This window comes from Rhodoferax bucti (assembly GCF_005876985.1).
GTDB lineage: Bacteria > Pseudomonadota > Gammaproteobacteria > Burkholderiales > Burkholderiaceae_C > Allorhodoferax > Allorhodoferax bucti.
Genome location: NZ_VAHD01000004.1, coordinates 53,681 through 67,382, shown reverse-complemented (window position 1 = coordinate 67,382; position 13,702 = coordinate 53,681). Strand labels below are relative to the sequence as shown.

Sequence of the window (13,702 nt, the reverse complement as noted above, 5' to 3'; positions counted from 1 at the left end):
CCTTTGTTTTAAGCGCTTGGAAACTTACTCGCCGAGGTAGGCGGCACGCACCTTGGGGTCGGTCAACATGTCGGCGGCATTGCCTGTCATGGTGACGACGCCGGACTCCATCACATAACCACGGTTCGCAATGGACAGCGCACGGCTGGCGTTCTGCTCCACCAGCAGCACAGTCACGCCTTGGGCGTACACGTCTTTCACCACTTCAAAAATCTTGTCCACCATGATGGGAGACAGACCCATGGAGGGCTCATCCAGCAACAACACCTTGGGGCGACTCATCAGCGCACGGCCCATGGCCAGCATCTGCTGCTCACCACCGGACATGGTGCCTGCCAACTGGTCTTTGCGCTCACGCAGGCGCGGGAAGATGGTGAACATCTTCTCGATGTCCGCCAGAATGCCGTCCTTGTCGCTGCGGATGTAAGCACCCATTTGCAGGTTCTCGGTGATGGTCATGCGGGTGAACACACCACGGCCTTCCGGCACCATGGCCAGTCCTTGCTTGACCAAATCCCAAGGGCCTTGGCCCTTGATGCTTTTGCCGAGGTATTCAATATCGCCCGCATTGATGGGCAAGGTACCGGTGATGGCTTTCATGGTGGTGGTCTTGCCGGCGCCGTTGGAGCCGATCAAAGAGACCAACTCGCCTTCATGCACTTCGAAGTCCACACCTTTGACGGCCTGGATGCCGCCATAAGCCACTTTCAGGCCTTTTACTTTGAGCAGAGTCTGGGTAGTCATACGTTAATCCTTAGTGGCCGCTCGTGCCCAAGTAGGCCTCAATCACTTTTTCGTTTTTCAGAATGTCTGCAGGGGTACCTTCGGCAATTTGTTTGCCGTAGTCCAGCACCGTGACGCGATCGCACAGGCCCATCACCAGCTTCACATCGTGTTCGATCAGCAAAATGGTACGGTTGTCCTTGCGGATGCGATCAATCAGCTCGCGCAGCATGACTTTTTCGGTCGCATTCATACCGGCAGCAGGCTCATCCAGCGCAATCAGCTGGGGATCCGTGGCCAGTGCACGGGCGATTTCCAAGCGGCGCTGGTCACCGTAGCTCAATGTCCGGGATTTGTAATCAGCGAATTTGCCGATGCCCACATAGTCCAGCAGCTCTTGGGCGCGCTTGGCGATCGCCAATTCTTCCGCCTTGAAGCCGGGGGTGCGGAACACGGCGCCCAGCAAACCGGAGTGGGTGCGGATATGGCGACCCACCATCACGTTTTCCAAGGCTGTCATTTCAGCGAACAAGCGGATGTTCTGGAAAGTGCGGGCAATACCGGCTTTGGCCACGGTGTGAACCGCTGTCGGTTGGTATGGTTTGCCGGCCAGTTCAAATTTGCCGCTATCCGGTGTGTACAAGCCGGTCAGCACATTGAAGAAGGTGGTCTTGCCGGCACCGTTCGGGCCGATCAGGCCGTATACCTGGCCGCGCTCAATCTTGATGCCCACATCGCTCAAGGCCTGCAAGCCACCGAAGCGCTTGGAGACGCCGGAGACGTTCAATACTGTATCTGTCATAGGTATTCCAATCAGTTGAAGTTCCCCGCTGCACGCTGGCAGCGGGAAGCTCGCAAAGTTCAGCTCTTGGCGTTTTGCAAGGACTTGCCGTGCTCAGGCGAAGGCCACAGACCACGGGGGCGCAGCAGCATCACGCTGATCATGGCCAGCGCAATCAGCAACTGGCGGAGGATGGAGGCATCCAGTCGACCATCGGTCATGGTTTGCAGAGGGCCTGCCACGTAGCGCAAAACTTCAGGCAGCGCAGCCAACAGCACCGCACCCAAAATCACGCCGGGCAAGTGACCCACACCGCCCAATACCACCATGGCCACGATCATCACCGACTCCATCAAGCTGAAAGACTCGGGAGAGATGAAACCCTGGAAAGAAGCAAACATGGCGCCGGACACACCACCGAAGGTTGCGCCCATGCCGAAGGCCAGCAACTTCATGTTGCGGGTGTTGATGCCCATCGCCTTGGCGGCGATTTCGTCTTCACGAATAGCCATCCAGGCACGGCCCACGCGGGACAACTCCAAGCGGTGGGAAATGATCACGCTGATGACTACCAAAGTAAGGAACAGGTAGTAATAGAGAGTCACCGAGGCCACTTCAATCTCGCCGATCATCAGCTTCTTGCCCAGATTCAGGCCAAAGAAGTGCAGCGGGTCGATCTGGTTAATGCCTTTGGGGCCGTTGGTGATGTTGACGGGGTGATCCAGGTTGTTCATGAACACACGGATGATTTCACCGAAGCCCAGAGTCACGATGGCCAGGTAGTCGCCCCGCAAACGCAGGGTAGGCGCGCCGAGCAGCACACCAAAAATACCCGCCAGAGCGGCACCCAGCGGAATCACTACCCACAGCGGGGTGTGCATGCCATCGGGGAACATGGCTGCAATCGCCGGAAAGGTCTCGATCAAATGGGGCGAGGACATCAGGCCGTACATGTAAGCACCGATGGCGAAAAACGCCACATAGCCCAAGTCCAGCAAGCCGGCATAGCCGACCACAATGTTCAAGCCCAGCGAGAGCAACACAAACAGCAGCGCCATATCGGCAATACGCACCCATGCGTTACCAAAGCCTTGCAGCACGAAAGGAAGAATCAGCAAGCCCGCTGCGCAGAGCAGCATGGTCAAAAGACGTTTTTGGGGGTTCATGTGCAGGTTCTCCTCAGGCACGGTCCGCAACGCGCTCACCCAGCAAACCGGAAGGACGCAGAGTCAGCACAATGATCAACACGATAAAAGCAAAGATGTCCGAGTAATGGCTACCCAGCACACCACCGGTCAGCTGGCCGATGTAGCCCGCGCCGATGGCTTCAATCAAGCCCAGCAACAAGGCACCCACCACCGCACCGGCCAGGTTGCCGATACCGCCGAACACCGCTGCCGTGAACGCCTTCAAGCCAGGCAAAAAGCCCATGGCGTGCTGCGCAGTGCCGTAGTTGGAGGCATACATCACACCCGCAATGGCCGCCAGCACAGCGCCAATGATGAAGGTGGCGGAAATGACCACGTCAGGCTTCACACCCATCAGGGCAGCAACGCGGGGGTTCTCTGCCGTAGCGCGCATGGCACGGCCGACCTTGGTGTAGTTGACCAGCCACATCAGCACGGCCAGAGAGGCGGCCGTCACGCCCAGAATCATGACCTGCGTCGGCGTGATCACCGCGCCGCCAATATCAATCGGGTTACCGGGCAACAAGGTAGGGTAAGACTTGTAGTTGGGCTTCCAGATGATCATGGCCAGGGTCTGCAGCAAGATGGACATGCCGATGGCCGTGATCAGGGGAGCCAGCTTGGGGCTGTTACGCAAGGGGCGGTAAGCCACCTTTTCAATCACAAAGTTCAGAGCGGCTGCGACAACGCAGGCAATCACCAGCGCAATCAGCAGAATCACAGGGCCGGGGGTGCCGGGCATGGACTCTTGCATCAAACCGATGATGGTCCAACTGGTCAGGGCTCCCACCATCACCACTTCGCCGTGGGCAAAGTTAATCAAATTGATGATGCCGTACACCATCGTATAGCCGAGTGCGATGAGCGCATACATGCTACCCAGCACCAGACCATTGATGATCTGCTGTATCAAAATATCCATAGAAAACTCCGTTGTTCTTGTGTGCGAACGGCCATGGCCGTTAACACTGGTGGCGTTAGACCATCGAAAGCAATAAGCCTGCCACGTCAGGTTCACTGGCGGTGCAGGCCAAAGCAGTGCCGCGATTCTAGCGAGGTCAGACCAGAGGGTCTCGGGGGTACAGGGTGGGTTTACCCTTGAGTCTCATGCCGATTTGGCAACTCATATCGCATTTCATGCACTATTAGTTTTTCTTCTGATTGCGCTGTTTCAAATCTCGCAGCTTCTCAGCAATACGGATTTCCAGGCCCCGCTCGACGGGCCGGTAAAACTCGGTATCAGGCATGCCCTCGGGCAGGTAGCGCTCGCCAGCGGCAAACCCGCCCTCCTCGTCATGGGCGTAGCGGTAGCCTTTGCCGTAGTCCAGCTCTTTCATCAGCTTGGTGGGGGCGTTGCGCAGGTGCATGGGCACCGGGCGGGTGCCGTCTTTCTTCACGAAAGCCTTGGCTTCGTTGAAGGCTTTGTAGACCGCGTTGCTCTTGGGCGCCACGGCCAGATACACCACACACTCGGCCAACGCGAGTTCGCCCTCGGGGCTGCCCAGACGCTCATAGACATCTGCGGCATCCAGCGCCAAACGCAGGGCACGCGGATCGGCCAGGCCGATGTCTTCCGCCGCCATGCGAATAAAGCGGCGCGCCATGTAGCGGGGGTCTGCTCCGCCATCGAGCATGCGAGTGAACCAGTACAGCGCGGCATTCGGGTCGGAGCCGCGCACGCTTTTGTGCAAGGCGGAAATAGTGTCGTAAAACTGCTCGCCGCCCTTGTCGTAGCGGCGCATGCGCTCGCCCAGCACCTTGAGCAGCCAGGCATCGGTGATGTCAGGCACCTGCTCCTGGCGAGCCGCAATCGCCAGGGTTTCCAGCGTGTTGAGCAGGCGGCGGGCATCGCCATCGGCATACGCAATCAGCCGGTCAATTGCTATGGATTCGATAGCTGGTAGCGCAGACTCCGCCTGCGCTCGAAGCACAATTTGCTTCAAACTCTCGGCATCCAGCGGCTGCAGCACATAAACGGCAGCTCGAGAAAGCAACGCCGAATTGACTTCAAACGACGGGTTCTCCGTCGTAGCCCCGATGAAGGTGAACAAGCCACTCTCCACATGCGGCAAAAACGCATCCTGCTGGCTTTTGTTGAAGCGGTGCACCTCGTCCACAAACACAATGGTGCGGCGCTGCTCCAGACCATCCCGCGCAGTCAGGGCCTGGTCCACCGCCTCGCGGATTTCCTTGATGCCGCCCAGCACCGCGCTGATGGTGATGAACTGCGCATCAAACGCATCTGCCATCAAGCGGGCGATAGTGGTTTTGCCGACGCCAGGCGGGCCCCACAAAATGCAACTGTGCGGTTGGCCGGACTCAAATGCCAAGCGCAGGGCCATGCCCTCCCCCAGCAAATGCTGCTGGCCGATCACTTCGCCCAATGTCTTGGGGCGCAGCAGCTCTGCCAGCGGCTGGTGTTTGGGTGCGGTGGCCACGGACGCGCTTATTGCTGCACCACGTCTGCCCCGGCAGGCGGCTTGAACTGAAAGGCGGCGGCGTCCAGCGGCACATTGGCGGCGAAGCTGCTAAACGTCAGTACCGATCGCTGGCCAAAGCTATCCACGATCTCCAGCGCCGCCAGTTGCCCCTGCTTGAAGCCCACACGCACCGACTGCAACTGACTCTCTTTGGCCTTTGGGGCACCTTGTACCCACTGCAAACCGTCTTTGTCTGCGGCATCGGCCAGCGCAAAGTCGGCCTGCAAGGCTTTCAGATCGGCCGACGAGGCAATCAAGGCTGCCGGCGTGGAGCCCAAGGCCTGCGCCTGCTTGCGGGAGGTGACCTGGTTCAAATCCACGTCATAGAGCCACAGCGTTTGGCCATCGGCCACAATGGTTTGCTCAAACGGCTTTTTGTAGATGAACTTGAAGCGCCCGGGGCGCAAAAACTCGAAGGTTCCGCTGGAAACCTTGCTGCGCGCCACCTGCCCTTCTTTGGCAGGCGCCGTCACCACCTGGCTGAACTCGGCCTTGCCGGATTTGACACCCTTGATAAAGGATTCCAGGTCATTCAGGCCTGTAGCGCCCGCAGACAGTGCGCAAGCAGCTATCAAAAAAGTAGCAAAACGCTTCATACTCACCTTATTCATTGCGGCTGGGCACCAGAATGTCGCGCTGGCCGCTACCGCTCATGGCGCTGACCAGACCGGCTTTTTCCATGTCTTCCACCAAACGCGCGGCGCGGTTGTAGCCAATCTTCAAATGGCGCTGCACCAGCGAGATGCTGGCCTTGCGGTTTTTGAGCACCACTTCCACGGCTTGGTCGTACATCGGGTCTTTTTCGCCCCCACCGTCTTCACCGCCGGGGCCGTCTTCGCCATCGACTGTGCCGCCTTCGAGAACACCTTCGATGTAGTCCGGCTCACCCTGGCTCTTGAGGTAGCTCACCACGCGGTGCACTTCGTCGTCACTCACAAACGCACCGTGCACCCGCACCGGGAAGCCCGTGCCGCTGGCCATGTAGAGCATGTCCCCCATGCCCAACAAGGCTTCTGCGCCCATCTGGTCGAGAATGGTGCGGCTGTCGATTTTGGAGCCCACCGAGAAAGCAATACGGGTAGGAATGTTGGCCTTGATCAGGCCGGTGATCACGTCCACGCTGGGGCGCTGGGTCGCCAAAATCAAGTGGATGCCGGCCGCGCGGGCCTTCTGGGCCAAGCGGGCGATCAGCTCTTCAATCTTCTTGCCCACCACCATCATCAAGTCAGCCAATTCATCGATGATGACAACAATGTGCGGCAAGCGCTGCAAGGGCTCAGGGCTCTCGGGTGTGAGGCTGAAGGGGTTGTAAATGAACTCGCCTTTGGCCTTGGCCTCGTCGATTTTGGTGTTGAAGCCCGCCAAGTTACGCACGCCCATCTTGCTCATCAGCTTGTAGCGTTTTTCCATCTCCGCCACACACCAATTCAAGCCGTGCGCAGCCTGCTTCATGTCGGTCACAACCGGCGCCAGCAAATGCGGAATGCCTTCGTACACCGACATTTCCAGCATCTTGGGGTCGATCATCAGCAGGCGCACATCGCGTGCCTCGGCCTTGTAGAGCAAGCTCAAGATCATGGCGTTGATACCCACCGACTTGCCGGAACCGGTGGTACCCGCCACCAGCACGTGCGGCATCTTGGCCAGATCGGCGACGATAGGGTTGCCGATGATGTCTTTGCCCAGACCCATGGTGAGCATGGACTTGGCTTCGTTGTAGACCTGCGAACCCAGGATCTCGGACAGCCGGATGCTCTGGCGCTTGGCATTGGGCAATTCCAGTGCCATGTAGTTTTTGCCGGGAATCGTCTCCACCACGCGGATGGACACCAGGCTCAGGGAACGCGCCAAGTCTTTGGCCAGCCCCACGATCTGTGAACCCTTCACCCCAGTGGCGGGCTCGATCTCGTAGCGGGTAATAACCGGGCCGGGTTGGGCCAGCACCACCCGCACTTCAACGCCGAAGTCTTTCAACTTCTTCTCGATCATGCGGCTGGTCATTTCCAGCGTTTCAGGGGACACGGTTTCCTGCCGTACCTGCGGGTCGTCCAGCAGAGCGACTTGCGGCAACTTGCTGTCCGGCATTTCGCTGAACAGGGGTTTCTGGCGCTCTTTGGCTACGCGCACGCTGGGCGGCAGCTCCACCATCACCGGCTCGATCACCACCGGTGCCGGTGGCTGGTGAACGATGGTTTCCTCGCCACGCTCTTCCAAAAACACCTCTTCGCGCTCGCGCACCGCCAATTGGCCCAGCTCTCGGTCTTGGGCGGCTTCTATCTTCTCCCGGCGGGATTCCACCAAGGAATACAGAAACGCCCCCAAGCGCTCCGCCACGCGCGGCCACGAGAAGTTGAACACCAGCGACACCCCCACCAGCCCCAACACAATCGACACCAAGCCGGAGCCGGCAAACCCCATCCAGCGCACACTCCACGGGCCCAACAGTTGGCCCAAGGCGCCACCACTGGCGCCCGGCAGCATCAACTCCAGGCGGTACAACCGCGCCCACTCCAACGTGGTGCTGGCGTACATCAAAAATACCAATCCGCCCCAGAACAACCAGCGGCGGTGCCTCTCAGTCTGCGCAGGTGCTGCCTCTACGGCTTCCTCGCCCCGCAAACGATCCGCCAGCAAGGACAGCCAAACCCGCCCCGCTGCGGCGACGCACCACCACACCGAAAAACCAAATAAAAAGTAGCTCAAATCCGCCCACAAGGCGCCCAAACGCCCCACATGGTTGTGGGTAGGCGCTCCGGAGCCGGAGGTAGACCACGCCGCGTCCTGAGCGGAATAGCTCAACAGCGCGATCAACCACAGCGCCAGCAGGACAAAACCCACCACTAGTGCAATTTCATTGCCGAACCGGCTCAGGCCGGAAGGCGCTTCCGGCGCTTTCTGCCGGGTCGGGGAGTGGAGTGTGTGTAACGAATATGTCATGTCATGGTGCACCAGCGTAGAGCGGTGCAGAACCGCATCAGCGCGGCTTGGAACGGCGTTCCCAGACGCGGATGCCGCCGTCTTTGTTGGTTTGGATGAAGCCTTGGTCTTCAAAGTCTTTCATGACCCGGCTCACCATCTCGCGGGAGGCGCCGACCATTTTGGACAGGTCAGAGCGCGACACCTTGTCGCGGATCAGCATTTCGCCCTTGTCGACAGGCTCGGCCATGTCCAGCAGCACATTGGCCACGCGTCCATACACCCCCATCAAGGCCAGGGACACAATCTTCTGGTCCGCCGTGCGCAGGCGCTGAACCAAGCCGCGCATCACCGCTGCAGCAATGGCAGCGTTGTTGTTCACGCAGCGGGTGAAATCCTCACGCCCCAGCTCCAGCACATCCAGCTGGGTGTCTGCCTGCACCGTGGCCGAATGCGGCTCGTTGTCAATGAGGCTCATCTCGCCAATATAGTCGCCCGCTTTCAAGGTCGCCAGAATGACTTCCTTGCCTTTGCTGTCCGTCATCACCACATGGGCACGACCCGACAAAATCAAAAACAGCGCATGGGAATTTTGCCCCTGGCGGACAACATCCTCACCCTTTTTGATCTTGCGTTTGCTGACATTGACGGCCAAATCTTCGACCTGCTCTTGCGTCAAATTGGCGAAAAGAGGCACCCGGCGAATCAAATCCTGGTTACTCAACATTGCCATTTCAAGAGTCCCTGCTTTCTGGTGTGCTAGTTCATACAATCAGCCGGTGGCTTCTTGCAAGCCTTCGGTATCGCCCGCCGGCACCAGCCCGAAGATGGTGCTTCCCGTCGAACTGTACACGGCCCAGTTCCTGATTTTCGTATTGATAAGGTTACATCATGTCTAACACCAAACACGCCAAGGTCCTGATCCTCGGCTCCGGCCCTGCCGGCTACACCGCTGCTGTCTATGCAGCCCGCGCCAACCTAAACCCAGTGCTGGTCACCGGCATTGCCCAGGGCGGCCAGCTGATGACCACGACCGAAGTGGACAACTGGCCCGCCGATGTGAACGGGGTCCAAGGCCCTGAGCTGATGCAGCGCTTTCAGGAGCACGCCGAGCGCTTCAAGACAGAAATCATCTTCGACCACATCAATGCGGTGGACTTGAGCAAGCGCCCTTTCACGCTTAAGGGTGACACAGACTCTTACACCTGCGACTCGCTGATCATCGCCACGGGCGCCTCTGCCAAATATCTGGGTCTGCCATCTGAATCTGCCTTCATGGGCCGCGGTGTGTCTGGCTGCGCAACATGCGATGGCTTTTTCTATCGCAACGAAGTGTGCTGCGTGGTCGGTGGCGGCAATACCGCGGTGGAAGAAGCCCTGTATTTGTCCAACATTGCCAGCAAGGTCTACTTGGTGCACCGCCGTGACAAGTTCAAAGCTGAGCCCATCCTCGTGGACAAATTAATGGACAAAGTGGCTGCGGGCAAAATTGAACTCAAAACCTTCCAAACCCTGGAAGAAGTGCTGGGCGATGCGTCTGGTGTCACCGGCATCCGACTCAAAAGCGTGCATGACGGCTCCACGGAAGATGTGACGCTCAAAGGCTGCTTCATTGCCATCGGTCACGCGCCCAACACCGACATCTTCCAAGGCCAACTGGAGCTCGAAAACGGCTACATCGTGACCCAAGGCGGCCTCAAAGGCTTCGCCACCCAAACCAGCATCCCCGGCGTGTTCGCGGCAGGCGATGTGCAAGACCATGTGTACCGCCAAGCCATCACCAGCGCCGGCACCGGCTGCATGGCGGCACTGGACGCACAAAGGTTCTTGGAACAGCAGGAATAAGCGGTTTGCAACCCCTTTTGGGGAAACGCTATAATCCAAGGCTTTGCTGAATTCGCCCCGTGAGGGGCCGCCCTCTTCCCGAGGGGTTCGGCAAGTTCCGCTGAGTCATCAGCGGGGGGTTACCGCCACCCTTTCTCTTGGCGAGGTGAGGTTGGTGCACTTTTGCACCGGCCGTATCAATCGGAGTGTCCACATGGCACGCGTATGTGAAGTAACGGGCAAAGGCCCCATGGTCGGAAACAATGTTTCCCACGCCAACAACAAAACCAAGCGCCGGTTCCTGCCGAACCTGCAATACCGCCGTTTCTGGGTGGAGTCTGAAAACCGCTGGGTTCGCCTGCGTATTTCTAACGCCGGCCTGCGTCTGATCGACAAAAACGGTATCGATTCTGTGCTCGCCGACCTGCGCGCACGTGGTCAAGCTTAAGGAGTAAAGCACCATGGCAACCAAAGGCGGACGCGAAAAAATCAAGCTGGAATCTACAGCTGGTACCGGTCACTTCTACACGACCGACAAGAACAAGAAGACCATGCCCGAGAAAATGTTGATCAAGAAATTTGATCCCGTTGCTCGCAAGCACGTCGACTACAAGGAAATCAAGCTGAAGTAATTCACGCTTGCCTTGATGAAAAAGCCCGCCCAGTGCGGGCTTTTTTACGTCCAAAAATAGTTCGTAGCTGCTCCAGAGGCGGTGAGCGCAGCGGCTTTGCTCCGTGTCCTCCGCCCTTCGGGCTCCTCCTTGACCTGCGCAAAACCGCTGCGCTCACCGCCTCTTGCGAACCACTGAAATATCCAGACATAAAAAAGCCCGCGCTGAGCGGGCTTCTAAATCAGGCGAAAAACGCTTACACGCGTGCAGCGCGCAGCTTCATGGAGAAGTCACGCAGCGCAGCAATGCCGCTTTCTTCCGCACGGTGGCACCAGCCTTGCAGGTCCTTGGTCAACTGCTCGCGGGACACGCTGGTGTTGAGCCACATCTGACGCAGCTCTTCACGCATGGTCACCATCTTGTCCAACACGGGAGATGCTGCGCGAGCCTGGGCCAGCTGGGGTGCAGCGGCGGCAGGTACCTTGTCCACATCCCGGTGCATCCAGCGCTTGGCGGCTTGGATCATGGCGGCATCGGCGCTGCGAGCCTTCATGGCTTCCAGCTCATCGCGGGCCGCCTGGCGAACACCCTTGGCGTAAGTGGCCATGATTTCGTAGCGATTAGCGATCAAGGCCTCCAAGGTCTTCTCGTCCGCCACAGGGCGGGCGTCGCCATAGGCAGCCTTGGGCGGTGTCTTTTTGACTTTGGCCAGACCCAATGCGCTCATGATGGTGATGTACATCCAGCCGATATCAAATTCGTAAGGCTTCACCGACAACTTGGCCGATGTGGGGTAAGTGTGGTGGTTGTTGTGCAACTCTTCACCGGCAATGATGATGCCCCAAGGCGAGATGTTGGTCGACGCATCAGGCGCTTCAAAGTTGCGGTAACCCCAGTAGTGGGCGGCGCCGTTGATGATGCCGGCAGCCGTGATGGGCGTCCATGCCATTTGCAAAGCCCAGACAGCCAAGCCTGCGGCACCAAACAGGAACAGGTCGATGATCATCATCAAACCCACACCTTGCCAAGAATAGCGGGTGTAGAGGTTGCGCTCAATCCAGTCGTCCGGAGTGCCGTGGCCGAAGCGGGCCATGGTTTCCTTGTTTTTCGACTCGGCACGGTACAGCTCGGCACCTTGCAGCAGCACCGTCTTGATACCGTACACATGGGGGCTGTGCGGATCTTCCGCCTGCTCGCACTTGGCGTGGTGCTTGCGGTGGATGGCAGCCCATTCCTTGGTCACTTGGCCAGTGGTCAACCACAGCCAGAAGCGGAAGAAGTGGGATGCAATGGGGTGCAGATCGAGCGAGCGATGCGCCTGGTGGCGGTGCAAAAACACGGTCACGCTGATCATGGTCACGTGGGTTAGCGCCAGTGCAAACAACACGATTTGCCACCACGCAATATTCCACGCACCGTGGGCCAGCCAATCGATCGCTGCGTTCAGCACAGCCCAGTCAGATAAAAACATAATTTACTCAGTCTCTCAACGAGGTTGGTTATTTATGACAAAAAGGCGTCAGACGCCTCTTTGCTAAGCCATTATTTTAGATGGAGCTGTCAGTTTTGGCTAGATAAATCAACGTGAAGTTAAAAAACATTAACTTTCGTCAAAAGTTTCACTTCTTTTGCCAAACCGCAGCGAAGAATCCGTCTGTTTGATGCAAATGGGGCCACAAACGCAGGTACAACTGGCCGTCTTCCCCACCGCTGCACAGGCTTGGTGCATTGTCAACCTTGAGGTTCGCAAGGACTTCACCCGCGGACAGCGGCACGAAATCGGGGTTGGCAGCGGAGAAGGCATCGGCAATTGCTTCATTCTCTTGCGGCAAAACGCTACAGGTTGCGTACACCAAGCGGCCACCGGACTTCACCATGCGGGCGGCACTTTGCAGAATGGCTGCTTGCTTGACCGCCATCTCTTCCACACCCGCCAACGTCTGACGCCATTTCAGATCAGGGTTGCGGCGCAAAGTTCCCAAACCAGTACAGGGCGCGTCCACCAGCACCCGGTCCAGCTTGCCGGACAAGCGCTTCACGCGGTCGTCCCGCTCATGGGCAATGGCGGCGGGATGCACGTTAGACAACCCGCTGCGAGCCATGCGGGGCTTGAGCGCGTCCAGGCGATGGGCGGAGGTATCAAAGGCGTACAAGCGCCCGGTGCTGCGCATGGCGGCGCCCAGTGCCAGTGTTTTGCCACCGGCACCGGCACAGAAATCCACCACCATTTCGCCGCGTTTGGCGTCTACCAGCATGGCCAGCAGCTGCGAGCCTTCGTCCTGCACTTCAAAGTCGCCACGCAAAAAGGCTTCGTTCTTGTTCAGCGCGGGTTTGCCGGCAATCCGCAAGCCCCACGGGGAAAACGGTGTGGGCACGGCCTTGATGCCGGCTTGCTGCAACTCTTTTTGCACATCCGCACGCTTAGCCTTCATGGCATTGACGCGCAAATCCAAGCCAGCGCCCAGGTTGAGGCTGTCCACCAGCGGCCAGAAACCATCGCCCAGCTGGTCTTTGAGGGGTTGCACCAACCACTCGGGCAGGTTGTGGCGGTGGCGCTCCATCAAGTCTTCGGGTTTGACGGCTTCGCACTGGTCGAGCCAGCGTTTTTCCTGGTCCGAGAGCGCGCTGCGCAAAAAGTCGCCGGGGCCGTAGAAACCCAAAATCGCCAAGCGGCGCTCTTTGGGGCCGCTGCCCGAGGGGGCCAGGTGGTCAAACAACTGTTTTTTGCGCAACACGGTGTACACCGTCTCGGCCAGCGTGGCGCGCTCGCGCGGCCCCAGGCCACGGTTATCGCGGAAGAAACGGGAGACGATCGCGTCTGCGGGGTGATCGAATTTGAGGGTGAGCCGGACCAATTCGGAACAGGCGTCAAGCAGGGCTTTTGGATGCATAACCTAGTATTGTCCCATGTCTGATGAAAAACTCCCTCCACTCGTGATCACCCCGCCCGGCCGCTACCGCCATTACAAGGGCATGGAATACCAGGTGCTGGACACCGTACGCCACAGCGAAACCTGTGAGCCCATGACGCTGTACCGCGCCCTTTACGGCGAGCATGGCCTGTGGGTGCGGCCTGCGGCCATGTTTTTGGAAACCGTGGTGATCAATGGCGTGGCGCTGCCCCGCTTTACCCGCATTGAGGAATGAAATAAGCCTCTAGTGCTCGCGGAATATGCGCAA

14 protein-coding genes are annotated in these 13,702 nt (G+C 58.6%); 4 read left to right on the top strand and 10 right to left on the bottom strand.

Features of this window, described 5'->3' with window-relative positions:
* Window positions 1–24 precede the first annotated feature (24 nt).
* From FDM28_RS14820 to FDM28_RS14785, 8 genes are all read right to left on the bottom strand, one after another.
* The gene (locus FDM28_RS14820; RefSeq protein WP_138516481.1) at window positions 25–744 is read right to left on the bottom strand and encodes an ABC transporter ATP-binding protein; all 720 of its coding nucleotides are present in this window, start codon (window positions 742–744) and stop codon (window positions 25–27) included.
* A 10-nt stretch (window positions 745–754) separates the two neighbouring features.
* Window positions 755–1,525, bottom strand: a complete 771-nt coding sequence (locus FDM28_RS14815; protein WP_138516479.1) for an ABC transporter ATP-binding protein — start codon at window positions 1,523–1,525, stop codon at window positions 755–757.
* A 59-nt stretch (window positions 1,526–1,584) separates the two neighbouring features.
* Complete coding sequence (locus tag FDM28_RS14810; protein WP_138516477.1) at window positions 1,585–2,670, bottom strand: branched-chain amino acid ABC transporter permease; 1,086 nt, start codon at window positions 2,668–2,670, stop codon at window positions 1,585–1,587.
* A gap of 13 nt (window positions 2,671–2,683) precedes the next feature.
* On the bottom strand, window positions 2,684–3,613 hold the full coding sequence (locus FDM28_RS14805; protein ID WP_138516475.1) for a branched-chain amino acid ABC transporter permease: 930 nt from the start codon (window positions 3,611–3,613) through the stop codon (window positions 2,684–2,686).
* Window positions 3,614–3,836: 223 nt separating this feature from the next.
* The gene (locus FDM28_RS14800; protein WP_138516472.1) at window positions 3,837–5,129 is read right to left on the bottom strand and encodes a replication-associated recombination protein A; all 1,293 of its coding nucleotides are present in this window, start codon (window positions 5,127–5,129) and stop codon (window positions 3,837–3,839) included.
* An 8-nt stretch (window positions 5,130–5,137) separates the two neighbouring features.
* Complete coding sequence (lolA, locus tag FDM28_RS14795; protein WP_138516471.1) at window positions 5,138–5,767, bottom strand: outer membrane lipoprotein periplasmic chaperone LolA; 630 nt, start codon at window positions 5,765–5,767, stop codon at window positions 5,138–5,140.
* A gap of 7 nt (window positions 5,768–5,774) precedes the next feature.
* Complete coding sequence (locus FDM28_RS14790; RefSeq protein WP_138516469.1) at window positions 5,775–8,108, bottom strand: DNA translocase FtsK; 2,334 nt, start codon at window positions 8,106–8,108, stop codon at window positions 5,775–5,777.
* A gap of 37 nt (window positions 8,109–8,145) precedes the next feature.
* The gene (locus tag FDM28_RS14785) at window positions 8,146–8,820 is read right to left on the bottom strand and encodes a Crp/Fnr family transcriptional regulator (RefSeq protein WP_138516468.1); all 675 of its coding nucleotides are present in this window, start codon (window positions 8,818–8,820) and stop codon (window positions 8,146–8,148) included.
* A 158-nt stretch (window positions 8,821–8,978) separates the two neighbouring features.
* Here FDM28_RS14785 and trxB point away from each other — a divergent pair, with 158 nt between their 5' ends.
* The 3 genes from trxB (at window position 8,979) to rpmG (ending at window position 10,543) form a co-directional block, all read left to right on the top strand.
* Window positions 8,979–9,932 (top strand): thioredoxin-disulfide reductase, encoded by a 954-nt coding sequence (trxB, locus tag FDM28_RS14780; protein ID WP_138516466.1) that lies wholly within the window; start codon window positions 8,979–8,981, stop codon window positions 9,930–9,932.
* A 193-nt stretch (window positions 9,933–10,125) separates the two neighbouring features.
* Complete coding sequence (rpmB, locus tag FDM28_RS14775; protein ID WP_087496789.1) at window positions 10,126–10,359, top strand: 50S ribosomal protein L28; 234 nt, start codon at window positions 10,126–10,128, stop codon at window positions 10,357–10,359.
* Window positions 10,360–10,372: 13 nt separating this feature from the next.
* Complete coding sequence (gene rpmG, locus FDM28_RS14770) at window positions 10,373–10,543, top strand: 50S ribosomal protein L33 (protein ID WP_087496788.1); 171 nt, start codon at window positions 10,373–10,375, stop codon at window positions 10,541–10,543.
* A 235-nt stretch (window positions 10,544–10,778) separates the two neighbouring features.
* On the opposite strand, the gene FDM28_RS14765 is transcribed toward rpmG, so the two are convergent.
* Both FDM28_RS14765 and FDM28_RS14760 read right to left on the bottom strand, forming a co-directional pair.
* The gene (locus FDM28_RS14765) at window positions 10,779–11,993 is read right to left on the bottom strand and encodes a DesA family fatty acid desaturase (RefSeq protein ID WP_138516464.1); all 1,215 of its coding nucleotides are present in this window, start codon (window positions 11,991–11,993) and stop codon (window positions 10,779–10,781) included.
* A gap of 148 nt (window positions 11,994–12,141) precedes the next feature.
* Window positions 12,142–13,413, bottom strand: coding sequence for an RsmB/NOP family class I SAM-dependent RNA methyltransferase (locus FDM28_RS14760; protein ID WP_138516462.1), 1,272 nt, complete (start codon window positions 13,411–13,413; stop codon window positions 12,142–12,144).
* A gap of 16 nt (window positions 13,414–13,429) precedes the next feature.
* Between FDM28_RS14760 and FDM28_RS14755 the strand changes: the two genes are divergently transcribed.
* Complete coding sequence (locus FDM28_RS14755) at window positions 13,430–13,669, top strand: DUF1653 domain-containing protein (protein ID WP_138516460.1); 240 nt, start codon at window positions 13,430–13,432, stop codon at window positions 13,667–13,669.
* The last annotated feature ends 33 nt before the right edge of the window (window positions 13,670–13,702 follow it).

Bases quoted from the DNA above. Each gene is read 5' to 3' on its own strand.
- FDM28_RS14820 (WP_138516481.1), bottom strand. From the start codon at position 744: ATGACTACCCAGACTCTGCTCAAAGTAAAAGGCCTGAAAGTGGCTTAT.
- FDM28_RS14815 (WP_138516479.1), bottom strand. From the start codon at position 1,525: ATGACAGATACAGTATTGAACGTCTCCGGCGTCTCCAAGCGCTTCGGT.
- FDM28_RS14810 (WP_138516477.1), bottom strand. From the start codon at position 2,670: ATGAACCCCCAAAAACGTCTTTTGACCATGCTGCTCTGCGCAGCGGGC.
- FDM28_RS14805 (WP_138516475.1), bottom strand. From the start codon at position 3,613: ATGGATATTTTGATACAGCAGATCATCAATGGTCTGGTGCTGGGTAGC.
- lolA (WP_138516471.1), bottom strand. From the start codon at position 5,767: ATGAAGCGTTTTGCTACTTTTTTGATAGCTGCTTGCGCACTGTCTGCG.
- FDM28_RS14790 (WP_138516469.1), bottom strand. From the start codon at position 8,108: ATGACATATTCGTTACACACACTCCACTCCCCGACCCGGCAGAAAGCG.
- FDM28_RS14785 (WP_138516468.1), bottom strand. From the start codon at position 8,820: ATGGCAATGTTGAGTAACCAGGATTTGATTCGCCGGGTGCCTCTTTTC.
- trxB (WP_138516466.1), top strand. From the start codon at position 8,979: ATGTCTAACACCAAACACGCCAAGGTCCTGATCCTCGGCTCCGGCCCT.
- rpmB (WP_087496789.1), top strand. From the start codon at position 10,126: ATGGCACGCGTATGTGAAGTAACGGGCAAAGGCCCCATGGTCGGAAAC.
- rpmG (WP_087496788.1), top strand. From the start codon at position 10,373: ATGGCAACCAAAGGCGGACGCGAAAAAATCAAGCTGGAATCTACAGCT.
- FDM28_RS14765 (WP_138516464.1), bottom strand. From the start codon at position 11,993: ATGTTTTTATCTGACTGGGCTGTGCTGAACGCAGCGATCGATTGGCTG.
- FDM28_RS14760 (WP_138516462.1), bottom strand. From the start codon at position 13,413: ATGCATCCAAAAGCCCTGCTTGACGCCTGTTCCGAATTGGTCCGGCTC.
- FDM28_RS14755 (WP_138516460.1), top strand. From the start codon at position 13,430: ATGTCTGATGAAAAACTCCCTCCACTCGTGATCACCCCGCCCGGCCGC.